Here is a 19,578-nt window from a genome sequence, read left to right as displayed (position 1 = left end):
CCCGTCAAGCCGCAGAAGCGTAATCGGGCTGGTAGGGACGACGGTTCTTGAACACGCCGAAGCAGATGTGGGCGAGTTTCCGCATGGCGGCGCCGAGGGCGACCATCTTGGGCTTGCCGCGCGCCAGGAGGCGTTCGTAGAGGTCCTTGACGTGAGGGTTGTAGCGAATGGCGGTGACGGCGGCCATGTAGAGGGTGGCGCGTGCATGGGCAGGCCCGGCCTTGGAGAGTCTGGCGCGCCCCTGCACGGAGGTGCCCGACTGTCGCTCGACGGGCACGAGCCCGAGGTAGGCGGCGAACTGTTGGGCCGAGGTGAAGGGGCGGCTTTGCAGCAACGCCACGAAGCGCTGAGCGACCTTGAGGCCGACGGCGGGGATCGAGGTGAGGAGGTCGACGTCCTCGCGTAGCTGAGGATGGCCGTCGAGGTGGTCGTCGATCTGTTGCTGGAGCTTGGCGAGGGCTTCTTCGAGGAAGGCGATGCTCTCGCGCACCGAGTCGCGCACCAGCGCCGGGGTGTGGGTCGCCTCGACCTTCTCCAGGCGGTTGCGCTCGCGTCGCAGGTCCTCGATGAGGGCGCGCTGACGGGCCAGCAGCGCCCGCAGGAAGCGCACCTCGGGCGAGGGCGGCGTCCAGGGCGCGGGCTTGAGGAGCGCGCCGAAGCGCGCCAGCACCTTGGCATCGACCGCGTCGGTCTTGGTGCGCACCGCCAGGCCGCGCGCAAAGTCCCGGGCCTGGGCCGGGTTGACGATCGAGACCGTCAGGCCACGCCCGTGGAGCAGCTCGGCGGCCGTCTCGTGGTAAGGGCCGGTGGCCTCCAACACCACATGGACCGCCTCCGGCCTCGCCCCCTGACGCCCCAGCCAGTCGATCAGCGCCTCCACCCCCGCGGCGGTATTGGGCACCGTCTTGGTCTTGAGCTTAACCCGCTCCTGCTCGCTCAGCTCCAGCGCGGTGTGCAGCTTCGCCTTCGAGACATCGATTCCGAGAGACATCATCGTCGTCCACTCCTTGATCCTGGGCCAGTCCTCATACCCACTCGCCTTGTCCATGCAGGGTTCGCCCCTTGGATACCGTTCAGTGTCGAGACTGGCATGAGAAGAGAGATCGAGGGCTGAATCTTTGCGGCAAGGTCCAGGCCTTCAGTCGCAATCGAGCTGCCTCAATCTCGCGCGGTGGGAGCTAACCACCACGGGGTGGCAAGATACAAGCCGCCAAGAGCGCGAAGATAAGAAAGGCTTCCAGCTGTCAGCCTCCAGTGAGGGGGCTGGGTTGTCTCGTCGCGTCGCGGTTGACTGCACACCGATACCGGAGGCTGTTTGCTGAAGGCTGGTCGCTTTCTTCGCGTCCTTTGGGCCTTTGCGGTTCAATCTCCTGGCGTCCGCCGCGCCGGTCCCGTCTGCTACACTAGCGCGCCTTCCGTGGTCACCGTTGTCGTTCCCTGTCCATGTCCATGCTGTCCCTCCGTCGTTCCTCGTGGGTCTGCGCGCTGTGCGCGTCGTTGGCCGTCGCGCCGCTGGCGCTGGCCTCGGGGGGGATCTCGCGCGAGGCGATGGCCGATGCCATGGCGCAGATGATGGAGGCGATGGGGTTGTTCGCGCCGCAGCGCGGCGGCTGGTCGGGGCAGGCCGGTGTGCCGGGCTGGCCCTCGGCCTTCGATACCTTGGGGATGCCCGGCGCCGGAGGCATGGAGCGGTTTGCGCGCTCGCTCGGGGAGGCGGCCGGGGTGACCTCGCTCGATGGCGAGTGGGAGGGCAGCGACGGCAGTCTGTTGATCGTGCAGGGCGATCGTTACCGGCTCTACTCGGCCCACGGCGGCTATATCGACGGCGAGCTGCGCATCGCCGAGCGCTGGCTGGAGCTGACCAACCCGCGCGCCCAGTTCGATCATCGCTTCGAGTTCGCGCTCGACCGTGGCCGGCTGGCGCTGCGCGACGCCAGCGGCCAGATCTTTCTCTACCGTCGTCTGGTGCTCGGCGCCGAGCGCTGAGCGGGACTCAGCCGCCGAGCGCGAGCCGGGTGGCGATCAACAGCAGCAGCGCGCCGAACAGCCGCTTGAGCAGCGCCACCGGCAGCGTGTGGGCGAGCCGCGCACCGAGCGGGGCGCTGGGGATGCTCGCCAGCAGGATGGCGAGCACCGCCGGCCAGTAGACGAAGCCGGTGCTGCCGACCGGCAGGCCCTCGCGTCCCCAGCCCACCACCACGAAGCCGATCATCCCGGCGATGGCGATCGGCAGTCCGCAGGCGGCCGAGGTGCCCACGGCCTGGCGCATCTCCACCCCGTGGGCGCCGAGAAAGGGCACGGTGAGGGTGCCGCCGCCGATCCCGACCAGCGCCGAGAGCCCGCCGATGCCGCCGCCGGCGCCGAGCATGCCGCGCCAGCCCGGCAGCGGGCGATCGCCCGCCGGGGCGCGTGCGCGCAGCACCATGCGCAGCCCCATCACCGCGAGGAAGACGGCGAACAGCCGCCGCAGCCAGACCTCGGGCAGCACCCCGGCGAGCGCCGCGCCGATCCAGGCGCCGAGCACGATCCCCGGGGCCAGACGCGCGACCAGCTCCCAGCGCACCCCGCCGCGACCGTGGTGGGCGAGGGTGGAGGCGATCCCGGTGCCGATGATGGTCGCCAGCGAGGTGCCGACGGCCAGGTGCGCGAGCCAGGGGCCGCCGAGGTCGAACAGCGGGAAGAGCAGCATCAGCGCGGGGACGATCACCGCCCCGCCGCCGACCCCGAAGAGCCCGGCGAGCAGGCCGGAGCAGAGACCGAGGGCGATCAGCGCGATGACTTCGACGAGCGGCATGGTGCGGGTCCTGTGACGGCGACAAAGCCGCCATCATAGCCCGCCGTGGCCGCACCGGTCAGAGTCGATCGCCGAGATCGCGCTCGCCGAAGCCGCGCCACGGACCGTCGAGTCCGCGCGTCAGCCCGATCACCTTGAAGCGTTCGCCCATGGCGTCGGGCAGCAATAATTGCTTGGCCTGCTGGGCGAGATCGAGCGGGTCGGGGGCGGCGGCGAGCAGGGTGTCGATGCCGCAACCGATGAGAAAATGCGCCTGGGTGGTGAACCCGGCCAGCCCGAAGCCGGCGCGCGTCGCGGCCTCGGCCACGGCGCTGAAGTCGACATGGGCGGTGATGTCCTGCAGCCCGGGGTGACGGTAGGGGTCGTCATGGGCGCGATGGCGGTGGTGACACATCAGCGTGCCCATGTCGCGCTCGGGGTGGTAGTAGAGCGGACGCGGATAGCCGTAGTCGGCGAGCAGCACCAGGGCGTGTTCGAGCGCGCCGTCGAGCGCGGCGAACCAGGGACCGAGCCGGAGGTTGATCTCGGAGCCGTAGCCGGGGGCGCGGGCCAGCCCCGCCGCCTGCAGCGCCTCGACCGCCTCGACCAGCCCCGGCGATCGCGCCGCGGCCTGGACCTCGCGGAACTGCCCGTCCTCGCCGGTGACGAAGACCTCGAGCACCTCGCCCGCGGCGCCGATGGCGAAGCGGTGCACCGGCATGGCGTCGAGCACCTCGTTGCCGATGACCACCCCGTTGAACCCCTCGGGCAGCCGTTCGAGCCAGTGGCAGCGCGCGGCCAGCGGCGCGGGCAGGGTGGCGAGGCGCTCGCGCTGGGCGGCCTGCAGATCGGGGCTGGGCTCGAGGATGAGATAGCGTTCGGGCAGCCGGTCGAGCGCGGCGAGTTGTGTGATGACCTGGCTGGCGAGCGCGCCGCTGCCGGCGCCGAACTCCAGCACGTCGCCGCCGCCGAGCCGCGCCAGCGCCTCGGCGCACTGCGCGGCAAGACACTGGCCGAACAGCGGCGAGTACTCGGGGGCGGTGATGAAGTCGCCGCCGCGGCCGAACTTGGGCGCGCCGGCGACATAGTAGCCGAGCCCGGGGGCGTAGAGCGCCAGCTCCATGAAGCGGTCGAAGGGCAGCAGGGCGTCGGCGCTGGCGGCGATCTCCGCGTCGATGCGCGCGCTGAGCGCGGTGCTGATGCGTTGGGCGTGGCGGGTCTCTTCAGGGGCGTGCATGGTATGGCCGGCTCGAAGCGATGGGGCTGGATTGGTGGGTAGAATACCCGGCATCGACCCTCGATGTGCACCACCGGGCCTCGGATGTGGCTGGAGTTCTTCGTCCGCCAGCGCCATCTGTTGCCGGTGAGATCAGTGATTCAGGAGATTGCATGAGCGACGACCACAAGCCGGTGCTGCACACCGGAGACGAGCGCAGCGCCCCCTATCCGGTCAGCCGGCTGGCCCCGGCCTTCGATACCCGCGAGCTCACCGCCGAGGTCGAGCGGGCCGAGGCGATGCTCGGTGCCCGCACCGGGGCCAAGCTGCGCGTCATTGCCGATCAGATCAAGCTGCTCCAGCAGGAGGCGCGCAAGGTGCTGGCCGACGCCCAGGTCGAGCAGGCGCTCAACCAGGCCCAGTGCGCCTTCAAGCGTATCCCCGGCAAGACCTATCACCTCTATCGTCGCGCCGATGGTCGCACCTTCTTCTCGATGCTCTCGCCGGAGGACTGGGGCGGCGCGGTGCCGCACGCGTTCGTCGGCTCCTACCGGCTCGAGACCGACTATTCCTGGACCCCCGCCGAGCAGCTCGGTGCGGACGACGACACCGGCGAGCTGGTCAGCCAGTTGTTGCGCATCGGCGGGCTGGGTCCCGAGTCCGGCGAGCGTTGAATCCCCCCTGTTTCCGACCCCGGAGGTTTGATCAATGAAGTTCGTGCTGATCCTGATCGGCGCCATGGCCGTGCTCGGCGTGGTCGCCATGGCGGTGTTCGTGTTCGTGGTGCAGAACGTCGAGACCCCGGATTACCGGGTGGTCGAGCGCGACGAGACGATCGAGATCCGTGACTACCCGGCGCTGATCGTCGCCGAGGTGCGCCGCGACGGCGACCGGCGCGCGGCGCTGAGCGCGGGTTTCGGGCCGCTGGCCGGCTATATCTTCGCTAAGGAGCGCGAGGGCGAGTCGGTGTCGATGACCGCCCCGGTGACCCAGACGCCCGCCGACGAGCCGATCGCGATGACGGTTCCGGTCACCCAGACCCCGACCGACGCGGCGGGTCAGTGGGCGGTGCGCTTCATCATGCCGGCGCGCTACGACCTCGACAGCCTGCCGGCGCCGGCGGGCGAGGCGGTGCGGCTGCGCGCGCTGGAACCGCGCCGCGTGGCCGCGATCCGCTTCTCCGGTCGCGCCACCGATACGTTGATCGCCGAGCAGGAGTCGAGGCTGCGCGCCTGGCTCGAGACGCGCGGCCTCGCCGTCACCGGCGCGCCGACCTATGCCTACTACAACGACCCCCTCACCCCGGGTTTCCTGCGTCGCAACGAGGTCATGCTGGAGCTGGCCGCGACCGACTAGGCCCGACTGACCTCGCCCGCGCTGTCCGTGCGGCGCCGTCCGCACGGACAGACGCGCGATGGATTGACTTTTCGTGTCCTTTTCGTGTGGTTCGCCGCGCCGCCCAGGCGCGGGGCCGAGACCGTCGTCCCGCCTTTGCCCCCCCCCTTGATCAATGATCGGGAGGGCGAAGGTCAGTCGTCCGCCGCCGTCCGGCACGACCTTGTGACTGCGAGCATCCGTACACAGATAGGTCTCACCGAGTCGCGTGCCAGGCCCCTCCCGCCGATGATGAATTGGCCGCCGTCTCCGCCTCCGGGGTCACTGGTGTGGCGCGCGCGCCTGCCTCATCAGTCAAGGGATGAATCGCTCCATGTTCAAGCATCTGAGCCTGAAGGTCGCGCTCGCCGTCATCCTCGCCATCGCGCTGTTGTCGTTGCTGTCGCTCTCCGGGCTGGTGATCTCGCGTCAGTTCGATCAGGTGGCGCAGGCCCGGCACAACCGTCATCTCGTCGACGTCGCCTATGCGGTGGAGGCGGTCGCCCATAACCTCGCCGTCGAGCGTGGACTCTCGGCCGGCTATATCGGCTCGGGCGACGCCGCGCTGCACCGGAAGATCCTCGCCCAGCGCGAGCGTGCCGACGCGGCGCTCGCCCGGGTCGAGGCGCTGATCGACCCCGCGCGGCTCGGCTACGGCGATCTGGTCGATGGCCTGCGCCGGCTGGTGGAGCTTGCCGCCGGGCGCTCGCGTATCCGCACCCAGGTCGACGCGCGCAGCGGCGCCGAGGCCTTCGGCTTCTACTCCGATATCAACGCCAACGCCCTCGATCTCTTCGTCAAGTGCATCGGTCATATCGGTGACGATCTGGCCCGTCGCCAGCTGTTGATGTCCTGGCACCTCGCCTGGGTCAAGGAGAAGCTCGGTCAGCTCCGCGGCAAGGTCAACGGCGTGCTCTCGGTCGGCGAGATCACCCCGGCCGCGCAGCAGGCGCTGCGCTTCTATGTCGCCGATCTGCGCCGCGCGGTGGGGCAGTTCAGCACGGAGACCGACCCTGGGTTGCAGCGCCAGTTCAACGTCGTGGTCGACTCCGACACCGCGCAGATGATGGATCGGGTGCAGAATCGCCTGCTCGCCGAGTCGGGCACGCTCACCGGCGAGTACCCGTCGCCGGGGGACTGGTTTGCTGCGGCGACGCGCTATATCGGCGAGGTCAAGGCGCTGATGGACGCGGTCAGGACAGGCATCCTCGCCGCCATGGAGCAGCGCCAGTCGCGGGCGCAGCTGACCGTGGCGGTCTCCTTCGTCGTCTTCGGCGTGCTGCTGGCGCTGGTCGCGCTGGTCTCGGTGGCGGTGGCGCGCAAGCTCACCGGCAAGATCGATCGTGTCAGACAGGCGCTCGATCGCATCACCTCGACCGGCGATCTGTCGCTGCGTCTGGCCGACGACTCGCGCGACGAGCTGGGGCTGATCCTGCGCGCGGTCGATCGCATGGTGGCCAACCTGCGCGAGGTGGTCGAGCAGCTGGTGGTCAGCGACCGTTCCACCAGCGCGAGCATCCACAAGGTCGAGAGCGTCTCCGACCAGGTGGTGGCCCAGGTGGCCAGTGCCGATGGCGCGGTGCATGGCATCTCCGGGGTGACGCAGTCGCTCAACGAGACCTCCGGGCGGATCACCGAGGCCGCCGAGGGCGCGCTCGACAGCACGGTGCGGTTCACCGAGCTGTCGCGGGAGGCGCGAGAGATGACCCAGGGCACCCAGCAGGCGATCGAGGCGCTGGCGGGGATGAACGAGCGCGCCTTCGGTTCGACGGCGAGCCTCAACGACAAGAGCCAGTCGATCGCGCGGATCCTCGACAGCGTCAACGCCATCTCCGAGCAGACCAACCTGCTCGCGCTCAACGCCGCGATCGAGGCCGCGCGCGCCGGCGAGAGCGGGCGCGGTTTCGCGGTGGTCGCCGACGAGGTGCGGCAACTGGCCATCCGCAGCCAGACCGCCACCGGTGAGATCGGCGGGGTGCTCGCCGCGATCAGGAGCGAGGCCGAGGCGCTGCGCCAGATCATGGAAGAGATCCGCGACACCAGCCAGCGCACCTCGGAGCGCAGCGCGCGCTCGCTCGGCAACATCGACAACCTTCATGCCCAGATCGAGGGCATCCGCGAGCAGATCGAGCTGGTCGCCGAGGCCGCGCAGCGTCAGCACGCCGCCGCCGAGGAGATCGCCGCCGAGGTCGCGACGGTCAAGGGCGAGTCGGGCGAGATCGCCAGCGCCATGGCCGATCTGCGCTCGCTGATCGCCGATCTGGAGTCCTCTCACGGCGCGATGACGCGGATCATGCAGAAGTTCCGGGTGTGAGGGGTGCGCGCGCGCCGGCCGATGGCTGCCTCGGGGCGTCCTTCGCGCCGGCGCGACAGCCGATGAGACCATCGGCCCGCGGTCTGACCAGCATCGGCGCGTAGATCCACAGAAAGAGCGCGAAGGCGCCGATCCAGCACGCGCCGCCGACGACCAGCCAGAGCCTGTAGCCCTCCGGCACCACCACCGGCCCCAGCCCGCGCGCGAGCGCCGCGAGGTTGATCAGCGCGAAGGCGACGCGCGTCGTCCGCCCGGCGCGCATCGGCCGACCACTGTGCCCGAGCGTGACCCGCGCCATCATCCCCAGCGTCACCACCCCGATCGCGCCGACGGTCAGCGCGTGCAGCGCGCCGCGCGGGGCGAGTGCGCTAAGCGCCGAGAGTCCGTCGAGCACCAGCCCCAGCGCCAGCCACAGCAGCCCGACATAGAGCACCGCGAGCATCGGCGTACGCCAGAGGCGTCGGTCGTGCCAGCCGGCGAGACGCACCAGCAGCGCGCCGCCGAGGGCGATGGCGAGCGCCCCGGCGAGCACGCCGAGCGGCGCGATCAGGTCGGTCAGCGCCAGGGCGAGGCCGAGCGCCGGGAGCGCGCGCTCGAGCGCGGGCCAGGTGCGCGGTCGCGCCCCGGCGAGCCCGCGCTCGATGAAGAAGGGCATCACCCGCGCGGAGATCAGCACCAGCAGGATCACCACCAGATCGAGCATCAGCCGGTGACCGCGCGTCTCGCCCCCGGCGAGCCAGCCCAGCGCGCCGAGGTGCGCCATCGCCCCGGCCAGGGACATCGCCGCGAGCAGCGCCATGAAGGCACGGTTGGCGCGGTTGGGCCCGTGCCACAGCGCGTCGCGCAGCGCCACGGCGAGCGCCGGCAGGAAGGCCAGATCGAGCGCGGCGGCGAGCAGCGGCGGCCCGCCCAGCCAGGGCGCGACCCGTCCGGCGAGCCAGAGCGCGAGCAGCGCGGCGAGCGTGGCCCCGGTGGGGGTGGCGACCCCGGTCCAGTTGCGCGCGGCGGTGAGCAGGAAGCCGGCCATCACCGCGGCGAAATAGCCGAAGAGCATCTCGTGGGCGTGCCAGCCGACCCCGCCGAGGTGGTGCGGCCAGGGCCAGTACCCGTGGAGCATCGCCAGCCAGAGCACGATGTCGGCGATCGCCGCGAGGGTGGCGGCGAGGAAGAAGGGGCGGAAGCCCTGTCCGAGGACGGCGGGTGTGGGCATGGGGGATCTCGATCGCTGGATGAGCCGCCGCGCGGCGGCGGTTGTCGGCTGGGCGCGGCGCGGGGCCGCAGGCAGCGTCGATCAGGCTAGCGAGGACGGCGCGGCGGCGGCCTTGATGCGGGTCAAATCGGCCGCCGCCGGGCGGGGTGGGTCGGCGCGTGCCCCTCGCAGCGGAGGGGCGCGGCGCTGGGTGGTGCTCAGGGCTGGGGCTTGGGCGTGGTCTCGGTCTCGGCCGGCAGGATCGGATAGGTGATCGTGGGGACCTCGCCGGTCAGGGCCTCGAGGAAGGCGGCGATCTTGGTCGCCTCGCCCTCGCCGATCTCGCTGCCGAGCTGCGCCGTGCCCATCACCGCGACGGCCTGTTTCAGGTCCCAGATCGCGCCGGAGTGGAAGTAGGGCGCGGTGAGCGCGATGTTGCGCAGCGGCGCGGCGCGGAAGACGTATTCATCGGTCGCCGAGCGGGTGACCTCGAAGCGTCCCTTGTCCGTCGGCGGCAGGATGTCGGCCCCCGGGCGCTTGAGCAGACCGAACGGGAAGTAGCCCTGACCGCCGAGGTTGACGCCGCCGTGACAGGCGGTGCAGCCGCGGTTGATGAAGAGCGCCAGCCCCTCCTTCTGCTCGGCGCTCAGCGCGTCGTCCTCGCCGCGCATGAAGCGGTCGAAGGGGGCGTTGGGCGTCACCAGCGTGGTCTCGAACGCCTCGATCGCCTTGGCGGTGTTGTCGAAGGTGACCGGCTCGGGCGCGTCCGGGAAGGCGGCGGCGAAGTGCTCGACGTACTCGGGCATGCTCTGCAGCGTGGCGACCACCTGTGCGGGTTCGTTGGCCATCTCGACGGCGGCCTGGATCGGTCCCTTGGCCTGGGCCTTGAGGTCGGCGGCGCGTCCGTCCCAGAACTGCGCGACGTTGAAGATGGCGTTGAACACCGTCGGCGCGTTGCGCGGCCCGCGCTGCCAGCCGTGACCGACCGAGGTCGGCAGGTTGTCGTCGCCGCCCATCCCCAGGTTGTGACAGGTGTTGCAGCTGATCAGCCCGCTCGCCGAGAGCCGCGGATCGAAGAACAGCAGCTTGCCCAGCGCGACCTTCTCCGGCGTCACCGGGTTGTCCACCGGATCCTCGATGACCTCGGGGATGGGCTGCAACCTCGCCGTCTGCGCCTTGACGCGCAGCGCCTGATCGTCGGCCGCGACCAGCGTCGGCGCGCTCAGCGACAGGGTGAGTGCAACGGCAAGCATCTTCATCTGGCTCATCATGGCTGGATTCCTGCTCCTGAATTGGCGGGCGATGGACGCGCGTGCCGGTTCAATGGGTATGGAATGCAGGGGCACGCCCCTGAACCTTAGCAGATGCGTCCGGCCTCGCCGCCCGGGCACGGTCCGGTTTCAGCCGAGCGTCTTGGTCATGGCGACACAGGGGAGTCGCACGCCGCCCGGTAGTCGATGGTGGCCGGGGCCGACGTCGAGATAGCCGCGCGCGGCGTAGAAGCCCCGTGCGTTCAGCGTCGCACGGGTCGTCAGGGTGAGGATGCCGGCCGCCCCGGCGCGCTGCTCCATCGCGTCGAGCAGTGCCGTGCCGACCCCCTTGCCGACGGCCTCGGGGTGGACGTAGAGGGCACTGATCTCCGCCGCCTCGGGATCGAGGATCGCCAGCCCGACCGCTCCGTGTCCGGGCTGCTCGGCGACCAGCACCAGTTTTTCCGCCAGCGCTTGATCATAGACGGACGGGGTGAGCAGGGCGGTCCAGGCGCGCAGCGCCTCGGCCTCGTAGTGCCCGGCGCACAGACCCTGGATGGATGCGATGTGCAGCCTTGCGAGGTCCTCGCGGTCGCTGGCCGCTGCCTGTCTGATGGGTGTCGCGAGCGCCTTCATGGCTGTCGTCCTCGGTGTGGTCCGGCTGATCGGGTGCGTCCCTATCGTATCGCTCGCCCGCCGTCAGGGCGCGACGACGGTCGCAGGCGACGGACGAGCCACGCGAGCGCGTCGCCGCCGAGCTGGAGAGAGCCGATGGCGCCGATGATCAGTACCAGACCGAGACCCTGGAGCGGCAGCAGGCGTTCGTCGAGGATCGCCCAGGCGGCGACCAGGGTGATCACCGGGCCGCTCAGCGCGATCAGGCTGGCGCGCGCCGCGCCGGTGTGGCGGATGCCCTCGAACAGCAGCAGGAAGGGGAGCACGGTGGCGATCACCACCATCAGCGCCACCCAGCCGAGGCCCTCGGCCGGGATGGCGAAGTCCGCGGGCGAGGCGCCGAGCAGCGCATAGCCGCAGAACACCAGGAAGGTGCTGGTGTTGGTGAGCGCGGTGCAGCGCGCCGAGCCGATGCGTCGGGCGGTGTCCTGGACCCACACCAGGAAGCAGGCATAGCTCGCCGCCGAGACGAGCCCGCAGGCGATGCCGATCCACCCGGCCGGGCCGAGATCGCCGGCGAGGCCCCGGGGGGCGAACAGCAGCGCCAGTCCGCCGTAGCAGACCACGAACACCGCCAGCTCGCGCCGGGTGGGCCAGCGCCGCGCGCGCCAGGCGACGAGCAGTTGCACCATCAGCGGATAGGTGAACAGCAGCATCCGCGAGGGGCCCGCGCCGAGTCGGTCGATGGCGACGAAGTCGGCCACCGTCGCCAGGGTGAACAGCAGCCCGATGAGCAGCCCGTCGCGCCAGTCGCGCCCGGTGAGCGGGGCGGCGACGGGCGAGAGCGTGCGCGCGGCGATCCAGTAGAGCGGCATGGCCAGCGCGATGCGCAGCATCAGCATCCCGCCGAGGGTGATCCCGCTGGCCAGCGCGAGCTTGGCGAAGATGCCCTTGAAGGCGAAGCCGGCGTTGGCGAGCAGCACCATGATGAAGGCGCCGTGGGGGGTGGTCTGATGATTCATCGCCGTGGGTTGCCGGGTGGTTGTCGTGTCGCGCCGTCGCGGGCGCGGGGGAGAGAGCGAGTTCCGAAAATCGCTTGTCCGTCGTCGCCGCCCGGTCGGAGAATTCTCGCCGAGCACCAGCACATCCGCGCTCGGAGCGAACATGACCTCGACCATTGCCCCCGATGATCTCGCACTCTACCGCAGCGCGCGGTTGCGCCGGGATGCCGATTTCGACGGTCGCTTCTACTTCGGGGTCAGGACCACCGGCGTCTTCTGTCGCCCCTCCTGTCCCGCGCCGCGGGCGCGGGAGGAGAACGTGGCCTATTTCGCGACCCTGTTCGAGGCCGTCGAGCAGGGCTTCCGGCCCTGTCTGCGCTGCCGCCCGGACATGCGTTCGTGGACGCGCCACGCCCACGTCGAGGGCGGACAGCTCGTCGCCATGGCGCTGGACCTGATCCAGCGCGGCTATCTGCACCACCACGGCGTCGACGACCTGGCCGCCGAGCTGCTGCTCTCGGCCCGCCAGCTCCGTGCCCTGTTCGTGCGTTTTCTCGGCGTCCCGCCGGTCAAGGTCGGGGCCTTGCAGAAGGCGGTGCTGGCCAAGGGGCTGCTGCTCGACTCGACCTTTCCGATCACCGACATCGCCTTCGCTTCGGGGTTCGGCTCGGTGCGGCAGTTCAACGAGGTGTTCAGGAAGGTCTTCGGTCAGACACCAGGAGCATTACGCGAGATGAGACGCCATCAGGGGCTCGAGGACGGCTGTCTGTCCTATGCCCTCGACTACGACCCCGGATTCGACTTCGGTCGCGTCCTCGATTTCCTCCGCCGCCGCGCCATCCGCGGCGTCGAGGTCGTCACCGCGACACAGTACGCGCGCACCTTCCGCGTCGCCCTGCTCGGGCGCGCGGAGGTCGCCGAGGGCTATTTCGTGGTCACCGACGACCCGGCGCGCTCGGCGCTGGCGCTGCGTATCCACTCCGCACACATCGCCTGCGCGATGGAGATCGCCGCGCGGGTCAGGCGGATGTTCGATCTCGAGACCCGTTTCGCCGAGATCCAGGCGCGCTTCGCCGCCGACGACCTGCTGCGCCCGGGACTGGAGGACGGCGCCGTGCCCCGGCTGTCGGTCGCCTTCGATCCGTTCGAGTTCGCGGTGCGGGCGATCCTCGGTCAGCAGGTCTCGGTGCGCTTCGCCGGGGAGCTGGCCGCGCGGTTGGCGGCGTGCGCCGCGCAGCCGACCCCGGCGGACTATCCCGAGGGGCTCGACTGGTTCTTCCCCGATCGCGCCCGGCTGGCGGGGTTGGATCTCTCCACGATCGGGCTCGCCAGGGCGCGTCAGGCCGCCGTCCACGCGCTCTGTCGGGCGCTGGAGGCGGGGGTGTTCTCGCTCTCGCCCCACCAGCCGGCCGACTCCTTCAAGCGCGACATCCTGTCGGTCAAGGGCATCGGCGAGTGGACCGCCGACTATGTGGCGATGCGCGGTCTGGGGCTGGTCGACAGCTTTCCGGTCACCGATCTGGGGATCGTCAAGGCGCTGACGCGCGAGCGCCCGATGACACGCGCCGAGGCGCTGCGTCACGCCGAGCGCTGGCGGCCCTACCGGGCCTATGCCGCGCTCTGCCTGTGGAACACCAACGCGGTGCGTGCCGCGCCCGCCGAGCCTTGACCCGGCGCCGCGCCCGCGCGCACCCGCTCACCCTGGAGCCGAACCATGGACTACACCCGATTCGACACCCGACTCTGCGCCGTCGTCCTCGTCGGCGACGCGCGCGGACTGACACAGCTGCACCTCGACAGCGGCGCGCGCGGCGCGCGCGCGTTCAGCATCGAGCCCGACAGGCATCATCGCCCCGAGCGCTTCGCCGCCGCCCGGGCCGAGGTGAGGGCCTATCTCGACGGCGATAGAAAGGCGTTCACGGTGCCCATCCACCCCACCGGCACGGACTTCCAGCGTCGGGTCTGGGCCCGGCTCGGCGAGATCCCCTACGGCACGCTGACCACCTATGGCGAGATCGCGCGCGCGATCGGACGGGCGGGCGCGGCCCGCGCGGTGGGCGCGGCCATCGGCCGCAACCCGATCCCGTTGATCATCCCCTGTCACCGGGTGATCGGCGCCGACGGCGGGCTCGCCGGTTTCGCCCACGGCTTGCGCATCAAGCAGGCGTTGATCGACCTGGAGGCCGGCGCGCGCTGAACCACACCAGCAGGAGACGACCATGACCCAGACCCTCGCCTTCGACGTCTACGGCACCCTGATCGACACCCACGGGCTGATCCCGGCGCTGACCCCGCTGGTGGGCGAGGCCGCCCCGGCCTTCTCCCGCGACTGGCGTGCCCGCCAGCTCGAATACGCCTTCCGGCGCGGGCTGATGCGACGATACGACACCTTCGAGCGCTGCACCCGCGACGCCCTGGAGCAGACCTGCCGGGTCTACGGGATCGCCCCCGACGCGGCGCTGCTCGATGCCCTGATCGAGGGCTACCGGCGGTTGCCGGCCTTCGCCGACGTCGCCCCCGGGCTGGCCGCGCTGGCGCGCGCCGGACACCGGCTCTACGCCTTCTCCAACGGCACCGCCGAGGCGGTCGAGACGCTGCTCGATCATGCCGGGATCAGGGGCCGGTTCAGCGGCGTGGTCAGTGTCGACGCGGTGCGCGCGTTCAAGCCCGATCCCGCCGTCTACGCCCACTTCCTCGCCACCACCGGGGCGCGGCCCGAGCACGCCTGGCTGGTCTCGAGCAACCCCTTCGACATCATCGGCGCCCGCGCGACGGGCATGCGCGCGGCCTGGGTCCGGCGCGACCCCGAGCAGCCCTTCGATCCCTGGGGCGACAAGCCTGATCGGGTGGTGGCGGATCTGGGCGAGTTGCCGGAGGTGTTCGGGTGAGCCCTGGAACGCCTGCCTCTCGGCCTCACGACTGGGTGCGCGTCGGCGGAGGGCTGGAGCGATCTCACCCCAACCCCAGCCCATCAATGAACCCCCGCAACACCTCCGCCGAATGCGCCAGCGCCGCCCGTTCTTCGTCGTCGAGCGGGAGCGGCAGGGGCGCGCCGGCGCCCTCGATGCCGACCCGCACCGGGATGCTCAGACAGATGTCGTGGAGACCGTAGGCGCCGTCGAGTCGGGTGGTGACCGGGAGCACGCTGCCCTGGTCCTCCTGGATGGTGCGCACCAGGTGGGCGATGACCAGGCCGATGGCCCAGTTGGTGTAGCCCTTGCGCTCGATGATTGAGCCGGCGGCGCCGCGCACCTTGGCGAGCAGGGCGTCGCGGCAGGAGCGGTCGCAGCGCTTGCCGAGGATGTCGTGACCGCGGATCGGGGTGCCGCCGATGTTGGCCTGGCTCCACACCGCGAACTCGGAATCGCCGTGTTCGCCGAGGATCAGCGCGTGGACCGAGCGGGGGTCGACCTGGAAGTGCTCGGCGAGCAGGGTGCGCAGCCGGGTGGTGTCGAGCATGGTGCCGGTGCCGATGACACGGTGACGCGGACGGCTGGAGAGCTGCTCCATGGCGTAGGTGAGCAGGTCGACCGGGTTGGAGGCGATCAGCAGCAGCGCCTCCGGGGCGTGGCGGTCGAGCTGCTCGGCGATCTCGCGGAACACCGCGACATTGCGTTGCAGCAGCTCCAGTCGGCTCTCGCCGGGGCGCTGGGCGACCCCGGCGGTGACGATGACGATCTGCGCCCGCGCCAGATCGGCATAGTCGCCGGCGCGCACCCGGCGCCGTCCGACATAGCCCTGGGCGTGCATCAGGTCCATCGCCTCGCCCTCGGCGCGCGCCTGGTCGCGGTCGACCAGGATCAGCTCGTTGGCGATGCGTTGCTGGAACAGCGAGAAGGCGGCGGCCATGCCGACCTGGCCGGTGCCGACGATGCCGATGGTGTGAGGGTGAAGCATGATGGTCTCTCCGGTGTGGGTCAGGCCGGGCGCGCGTCGGGCCAGACCGGGTGATGGGTGTCGATGACGAAGTCGTGGGCGTGGCGCAGCGCCCGGTGGTGGTGCCGGTGGCGGTGCGGCTCCGGCCCCTCCCAGCCCGCGTGCGGGTGGTCGTGGTGGCTGTCGTGGGTATGGAGGTGGTCGTGGTCGAGCGCCCGGTGGTGGTGTTCGAGCACCGCGCGATCGTCGCGCGGCCACAGCCGGGCGGCGAGCACGGTGCAGGCGAGCGCGGCCAGTCCCAGCAGGAGCGCGGTGGCGGGCGTGCCGAGCGCGGCGCCGAGCGCGCCGGCAAGCAGATAGAACACCAGCCAGCAGGCGTGCGAGAGCGAGAAGTGCGCCGAGAAGTAGGCGGCGCGATCACCGGCGGCGGCCGAGCGGTTGATCACCCGACCGGCGGGGGTCTGCACCAGTGAGAGACCTGCGCCGACCAGCACCCAGATGGCGAGCAGCCCGCCGAGGCCGGGGCCGCTGGCGACGAGCAGCAGCCCGGCGCCGAGCAGCGCCGCGCCGCCGAGCATCAACCGCCGCTCACTGATGTGCTCGAGCAGTCGCGGCACCGCCAGCGCGGTGAGCATCGAGCCGGCGCCGGTCGCGCCCAGGGCGATGGCCACCATCGACTCGCCGGCACCGAGGGTGTCGCGCACATAGACCACGGTGTTGACGATCACCATGGCGCTGGCACCGGCCACCGCGAGATAGAGCGCGAGCAGTCCGCGCAGCCGTGGGGTGGCGAGATAGGCGCGCACGCCGAAGAGGATCTCGGCGCCGAGCGTGCCGGTGCGCTCCGGCGCTCTGGCCGCGGGCAGCAGGGTGCGCGCGACCAGCACCGCCGAGACGAGGAAGGCGAGGGCGTTGAGCGCGAACAGCCCGTCGTCGCTGATCAACAGCAGCGCCGCACCGGCGAGCAGCGGGCTGAGCAGCGCCTCGAGATCGTAGGCCAGACGCGAGAGCGCCAGGGCGCGGGTGTACTCGGCCTCGTCGGGGAGCAGGTCGGCGATGGTCGCGGAGAACACCGGCTTGAAGCCCGCGGCGCAGAGGTTGAGCAGGAAGATCAGCGCGAGCACCTGCCACAACGCGTCGACCCAGGGCAGGGCGAGCAGCACCGCGGCGCGGATCAGGTCCATGGTCACCAGCAAGGGGCGGCGCGGCAGGCGGTGCGCCAGCCCCCCGAACACCGGGGCGAAGAAGACATAGGCGACCATCTTCAACGCCAGCGCGGCGCCGAGGATGACCGCGGCCTGGGCGCCGCCGAGGGCGAAGGCGAGCAGGCTGAGCGCCACCGTGCTCATCCCGGTGCCGACCAGGGCGATCACCTGGGCGGTGAACAGCCGACGGAAGCGCGGGTTGGCCAGGACCTGTGGCGATGGAGCCGGTTTCATGGGGTCTGACTCGATGATCTGACGATGGGGCCGGAGCCCGCTGTTACCCCGACCATCGCACAAAATCGTCCCCGGGCAAACCGCTTCAGTCGCCGCCGCTCCACCAGCGCGGCAGCTCGGCGATGGAGTCGAGCACCGCCTCGGGGCGGATGTCGCTCGTCTCCAGTTCGGCGGCGCGGAACTTGCCAGTGCGCACCAGCAGGCCGCGCATCCCGGCGGCCTGGGCGCCGCCGACGTCGCCGCGCAGGTCGTCGCCGATCATCCAGGTGGTCGCGGGGCTGGCGCCGAGCGCCGCGAGGGCGCGTTCGAAGAAGGCCGCGGCGGGCTTGCCGAAGACCTGGGGCTCGCGCCCGCTGGCATGCGCCAGCGCCATCACGAAGGGCGCGGTGTCGAGTCGCAGCCCGTCCTCGGCGCGCCAGTAGCGGGTCATGCCGAGGGCGAGCAGGGGCGGGGCGTCGGGCTGCATGAGGAAGCGGAAGGCGCGGTTGAGGGTGGCGAAGTCCCAGGCGGCGCCGAGATCGCCGACGACCACGGCGCCGGCGCGGTCGTGCTCGGGGTCGCGGGCGAGGGCGAGCCCGTCGAGGTCGGCCAGGGTCGGCTTGGGGACGAAGGCCGCGACCGGGCCGTCGACCTGCTCGCGCAGCCAGTCGGCGGCGGCCACCAGCGGGGTGAGGATGTGCGTCTCCTCGACCGTGATGCCGTGACCGGCGAGGCGCGCGACAAGCTGCGCGCGCGGGCGCGAGCTGGCGTTGGTGACGAAGCGGTGGGCCACCGCGTTGGCGCGCAGCCAGTCGAGGGTCTCGGCGGCGCCGGCGATGGCCTGCTCGCCCTGGTAGAGCACGCCGTCCATGTCGATCAGCAGGGCGGTGGATGGGTCTGGGCGCATGGCTCGCTCCTGTCACGGTCGGGGGCCGGGTGTGGATGACGATTCGGTTATCCACAGTTGCTGTGGTTCCATCTGTGGATAACCTGTGCGCGACGCGCTTAAGTGTCCGCCGATGTTGAAGTCTTTTTGGAGTGGACAAGCTTTGCCCGGTAGCGCGTGGCGAGAGGCGCGGGCGGCGGCGGGTGACGGGCCGCGAGCGGCGCGTTAGGCTCTGTGCGCGCGGCCCGTACTGTCGCGCCTCATCGCCAACGAGGGACCGGATCCATGCCCCTGATCGACATCATCGCCGGTGCACGCCCGAACTTCATGAAGATCGCGCCCATCATCCGCGCCCTGGAGCAGCGGCGCGCGGACGGCGGCGGGCTCGAGTATCGTCTGGTGCACACCGGACAGCATTACGACCGGCGGATGTCGGGCGACTTCTTCGAACAACTCGGGATCCCCGCGCCGGATATCAATCTCGAGGTCGGCTCCGGTACCCAGGCCGAGCAGACCGCGGCGATCATGACCCGCTACGAGCGGCTGCTGCTCGAGCACCCCGCCGCGCTCTGTCTGGTGGTGGGGGACGTCACCTCGACCATGGCCTGCGCCATCGCCGCGCAGAAGCTCGGGGTGCGGGTGGCGCACGTCGAGGGCGGCATCCGCTCCGGCGACTGGGGGATGCCCGAGGAGATCAACCGCATGGTGACCGATGCGATCACCAACTGGTTCTTCACCACCAGCGCGCACGCCAACGCCAATCTGCGCGCCGCCGGGGTGGGCGAGGAGCGGATCTTCTTCGTCGGCAACACCATGATCGACACCCTGCTGGCCAATCTCGACCGGCTGCGTCCGCCGCCGTGTTGGGACGACCTGGGGCTGAGGCCGGGCGAGTATTTCGTGCTCACCCTGCACCGCCCGGCCAACGTCGACGCCGACGGCGCCTTCGCGCGCATGCTCCGCGCGGTGGCCGAGCACACCCGCGGGCAGCCGGTGGTCTTCCCGGTGCATCCGCGCACCGCGCGCACCCTGGAGCGGCTCGACGCGGTGCCCGAGACCCTGCACCTGATCGAGCCCCAGCCCTATCTGGAGTTCAACCATCTGGTGCGTCACGCCCGCGCGGTGATCACCGACTCCGGCGGCATCACCGAGGAGACCACGGTGCTCGGGGTGCCCTGCCTGACCCTGCGCGACACCACCGAGCGCCCGGAGACGGTGGAGATCGGCACCAACCTGCTCGTCGGCACCGATCCCGAGCGTCTCGGCCCGGCGCTGGCGCGACTGTTCGATGGTCGCTGGCCGCGCGGCGAGATTCCCGAGCGCTGGGACGGGCGCGCCGGCGAGCGCATCGTCGCCCACCTGGAGCGGCTGCTCGGCACCGACTGACCCTCGTCTCCGGCGCTGGCCCGTCGCTTGCTTCGGATAACAGTGCGAACGCACCGTGCGCGCTGCGGTGCGCTCGGGGGAGGCGTCCTTGCCCACGGATCGGGCGGAGCCTGGTCGATGCCGGTGCATGGCGGACGAGACAGGCCGGTGCGCGTCGCTGTATGGTTGGGTCCCCGACCCGGTTCGAGCACCCCCGCCGGGGAAGCCGCTGCCACGTGAACGCCTCGCATTTGCAAGTTCGATGTGAAAGCAGCCGTCGAGTTGGAATATAATCGCCGTT

At 71.0% G+C, this 19,578-nt stretch carries 18 protein-coding genes; 8 read left to right on the top strand and 10 right to left on the bottom strand.

All coding sequences use genetic code 11. The features are described 5' to 3' along the window. Positions 1-4 precede the first annotated feature (4 nt). A complete protein-coding gene (locus ACAM26_RS11550) occupies positions 5-994 on the bottom strand; it encodes an IS110 family transposase (protein WP_369613706.1) in 990 nt (329 codons plus the stop codon). 449 nt (positions 995-1,443) lie between these two features. On the opposite strand from ACAM26_RS11550, the gene ACAM26_RS11545 reads away from it, so the two are divergent. Continuing rightward, complete coding sequence (locus ACAM26_RS11545) at positions 1,444-1,986, top strand: hypothetical protein (protein ID WP_132229271.1); 543 nt, start codon at positions 1,444-1,446, stop codon at positions 1,984-1,986. Positions 1,987-1,993: 7 nt separating this feature from the next. Here ACAM26_RS11545 and ACAM26_RS11540 read toward each other — a convergent pair whose 3' ends face one another. Together ACAM26_RS11540 and ACAM26_RS11535 are read right to left on the bottom strand one after the other, a co-directional pair. Then, positions 1,994-2,794 (bottom strand): sulfite exporter TauE/SafE family protein, encoded by an 801-nt coding sequence (locus ACAM26_RS11540; RefSeq protein WP_123141512.1) that lies wholly within the window; start codon positions 2,792-2,794, stop codon positions 1,994-1,996. Positions 2,795-2,852: 58 nt separating this feature from the next. Continuing rightward, positions 2,853-4,010: a class I SAM-dependent methyltransferase gene (locus ACAM26_RS11535; protein WP_123142637.1), complete on the bottom strand. Its 1,158-nt coding sequence runs from the start codon at positions 4,008-4,010 to the stop codon at positions 2,853-2,855. A gap of 152 nt (positions 4,011-4,162) precedes the next feature. On the opposite strand from ACAM26_RS11535, the gene ACAM26_RS11530 reads away from it, so the two are divergent. From ACAM26_RS11530 to ACAM26_RS11520, 3 genes are all read left to right on the top strand, one after another. Then, a complete protein-coding gene (locus ACAM26_RS11530) occupies positions 4,163-4,663 on the top strand; it encodes a DUF2452 domain-containing protein (protein ID WP_123141514.1) in 501 nt (166 codons plus the stop codon). Positions 4,664-4,697: 34 nt separating this feature from the next. After that, positions 4,698-5,345 (top strand): heme-binding protein, encoded by a 648-nt coding sequence (locus ACAM26_RS11525; protein WP_369613705.1) that lies wholly within the window; start codon positions 4,698-4,700, stop codon positions 5,343-5,345. Positions 5,346-5,697: 352 nt separating this feature from the next. Beyond that, positions 5,698-7,677, top strand: coding sequence for a methyl-accepting chemotaxis protein (locus tag ACAM26_RS11520; protein WP_369613704.1), 1,980 nt, complete (start codon positions 5,698-5,700; stop codon positions 7,675-7,677). On the opposite strand, the gene ACAM26_RS11515 is transcribed toward ACAM26_RS11520, so the two are convergent. The 4 genes from ACAM26_RS11515 to ACAM26_RS11500 all read right to left on the bottom strand — a co-directional run bounded on the left by ACAM26_RS11515 (position 7,655) and on the right by ACAM26_RS11500 (position 11,753). Then, on the bottom strand, positions 7,655-8,887 hold the full coding sequence (locus tag ACAM26_RS11515) for an NnrS family protein (protein WP_369613703.1): 1,233 nt from the start codon (positions 8,885-8,887) through the stop codon (positions 7,655-7,657). The two genes, ACAM26_RS11520 and ACAM26_RS11515, sit on opposite strands and share 23 nt — an antisense overlap. Positions 8,888-9,084: 197 nt before the next feature. Then, entirely contained in the window at positions 9,085-10,137 is a 1,053-nt protein-coding gene (locus ACAM26_RS11510; RefSeq protein WP_132229263.1) for a cytochrome-c peroxidase, read from the bottom strand. A gap of 129 nt (positions 10,138-10,266) precedes the next feature. Further along, entirely contained in the window at positions 10,267-10,752 is a 486-nt protein-coding gene (locus tag ACAM26_RS11505; RefSeq protein ID WP_369613702.1) for a GNAT family N-acetyltransferase, read from the bottom strand. Between the two features lie 41 nt (positions 10,753-10,793). Beyond that, a complete protein-coding gene (locus tag ACAM26_RS11500) occupies positions 10,794-11,753 on the bottom strand; it encodes a DMT family transporter (RefSeq protein WP_369613701.1) in 960 nt (319 codons plus the stop codon). Between the two features lie 142 nt (positions 11,754-11,895). Between ACAM26_RS11500 and ACAM26_RS11495 the strand changes: the two genes are divergently transcribed. From ACAM26_RS11495 to ACAM26_RS11485, 3 genes are read left to right on the top strand one after another with little or no spacing between them, the layout of a single operon-like run. Further along, complete coding sequence (locus tag ACAM26_RS11495) at positions 11,896-13,401, top strand: DNA-3-methyladenine glycosylase 2 family protein (RefSeq protein WP_369613700.1); 1,506 nt, start codon at positions 11,896-11,898, stop codon at positions 13,399-13,401. A gap of 45 nt (positions 13,402-13,446) precedes the next feature. Further along, complete coding sequence (locus tag ACAM26_RS11490; protein WP_369613699.1) at positions 13,447-13,929, top strand: methylated-DNA--[protein]-cysteine S-methyltransferase; 483 nt, start codon at positions 13,447-13,449, stop codon at positions 13,927-13,929. A 22-nt stretch (positions 13,930-13,951) separates the two neighbouring features. Then, entirely contained in the window at positions 13,952-14,620 is a 669-nt protein-coding gene (locus ACAM26_RS11485; protein WP_369613698.1) for a haloacid dehalogenase type II, read from the top strand. Between the two features lie 64 nt (positions 14,621-14,684). Here the strand turns inward: ACAM26_RS11485 and ACAM26_RS11480 are convergent, their stop codons facing one another. The 3 genes from ACAM26_RS11480 to ACAM26_RS11470 form a co-directional block, all read right to left on the bottom strand. Further along, positions 14,685-15,629 (bottom strand): L-lactate dehydrogenase, encoded by a 945-nt coding sequence (locus ACAM26_RS11480; RefSeq protein WP_369613697.1) that lies wholly within the window; start codon positions 15,627-15,629, stop codon positions 14,685-14,687. 20 nt (positions 15,630-15,649) lie between these two features. After that, the gene (locus ACAM26_RS11475) at positions 15,650-17,047 is read right to left on the bottom strand and encodes an MFS transporter (RefSeq protein WP_369613696.1); all 1,398 of its coding nucleotides are present in this window, start codon (positions 17,045-17,047) and stop codon (positions 15,650-15,652) included. An 85-nt stretch (positions 17,048-17,132) separates the two neighbouring features. After that, positions 17,133-17,933, bottom strand: coding sequence for a TIGR01458 family HAD-type hydrolase (locus ACAM26_RS11470; protein WP_369613695.1), 801 nt, complete (start codon positions 17,931-17,933; stop codon positions 17,133-17,135). A gap of 264 nt (positions 17,934-18,197) precedes the next feature. On the opposite strand from ACAM26_RS11470, the gene wecB reads away from it, so the two are divergent. Further along, positions 18,198-19,298, top strand: coding sequence for a non-hydrolyzing UDP-N-acetylglucosamine 2-epimerase (wecB, locus tag ACAM26_RS11465; RefSeq protein ID WP_123142649.1), 1,101 nt, complete (start codon positions 18,198-18,200; stop codon positions 19,296-19,298). Positions 19,299-19,578 lie beyond the last annotated feature (280 nt).

It is taken from the genome of Marichromatium sp. PS1, assembly GCF_041155115.1.
Classification (GTDB): Bacteria; Pseudomonadota; Gammaproteobacteria; order Chromatiales; family Chromatiaceae; genus Marichromatium; species Marichromatium gracile.
This window is presented reverse-complemented; position numbering and strand designations above follow the sequence as displayed.

What these genes read in the sequence shown, in the direction of transcription:
- ACAM26_RS11510 (WP_132229263.1), bottom strand. Translation starts at nt 10,137, where the DNA reads ATGATGAGCCAGATGAAGATGCTTGCCGTTGCACTCACCCTGTCGCTG.
- ACAM26_RS11540 (WP_123141512.1), bottom strand. Translation starts at nt 2,794, where the DNA reads ATGCCGCTCGTCGAAGTCATCGCGCTGATCGCCCTCGGTCTCTGCTCC.
- ACAM26_RS11545 (WP_132229271.1), top strand. Translation starts at nt 1,444, where the DNA reads ATGTCCATGCTGTCCCTCCGTCGTTCCTCGTGGGTCTGCGCGCTGTGC.
- ACAM26_RS11490 (WP_369613699.1), top strand. Translation starts at nt 13,447, where the DNA reads ATGGACTACACCCGATTCGACACCCGACTCTGCGCCGTCGTCCTCGTC.
- ACAM26_RS11470 (WP_369613695.1), bottom strand. Translation starts at nt 17,933, where the DNA reads ATGCGCCCAGACCCATCCACCGCCCTGCTGATCGACATGGACGGCGTG.
- ACAM26_RS11505 (WP_369613702.1), bottom strand. Translation starts at nt 10,752, where the DNA reads ATGAAGGCGCTCGCGACACCCATCAGACAGGCAGCGGCCAGCGACCGC.
- ACAM26_RS11520 (WP_369613704.1), top strand. Translation starts at nt 5,698, where the DNA reads ATGTTCAAGCATCTGAGCCTGAAGGTCGCGCTCGCCGTCATCCTCGCC.
- ACAM26_RS11535 (WP_123142637.1), bottom strand. Translation starts at nt 4,010, where the DNA reads ATGCACGCCCCTGAAGAGACCCGCCACGCCCAACGCATCAGCACCGCG.
- ACAM26_RS11550 (WP_369613706.1), bottom strand. Translation starts at nt 994, where the DNA reads ATGATGTCTCTCGGAATCGATGTCTCGAAGGCGAAGCTGCACACCGCG.
- ACAM26_RS11485 (WP_369613698.1), top strand. Translation starts at nt 13,952, where the DNA reads ATGACCCAGACCCTCGCCTTCGACGTCTACGGCACCCTGATCGACACC.
- ACAM26_RS11525 (WP_369613705.1), top strand. Translation starts at nt 4,698, where the DNA reads ATGAAGTTCGTGCTGATCCTGATCGGCGCCATGGCCGTGCTCGGCGTG.
- ACAM26_RS11515 (WP_369613703.1), bottom strand. Translation starts at nt 8,887, where the DNA reads ATGCCCACACCCGCCGTCCTCGGACAGGGCTTCCGCCCCTTCTTCCTC.
- ACAM26_RS11500 (WP_369613701.1), bottom strand. Translation starts at nt 11,753, where the DNA reads ATGAATCATCAGACCACCCCCCACGGCGCCTTCATCATGGTGCTGCTC.
- ACAM26_RS11475 (WP_369613696.1), bottom strand. Translation starts at nt 17,047, where the DNA reads ATGAAACCGGCTCCATCGCCACAGGTCCTGGCCAACCCGCGCTTCCGT.
- ACAM26_RS11495 (WP_369613700.1), top strand. Translation starts at nt 11,896, where the DNA reads ATGACCTCGACCATTGCCCCCGATGATCTCGCACTCTACCGCAGCGCG.
- ACAM26_RS11530 (WP_123141514.1), top strand. Translation starts at nt 4,163, where the DNA reads ATGAGCGACGACCACAAGCCGGTGCTGCACACCGGAGACGAGCGCAGC.
- ACAM26_RS11480 (WP_369613697.1), bottom strand. Translation starts at nt 15,629, where the DNA reads ATGCTTCACCCTCACACCATCGGCATCGTCGGCACCGGCCAGGTCGGC.
- wecB (WP_123142649.1), top strand. Translation starts at nt 18,198, where the DNA reads ATGCCCCTGATCGACATCATCGCCGGTGCACGCCCGAACTTCATGAAG.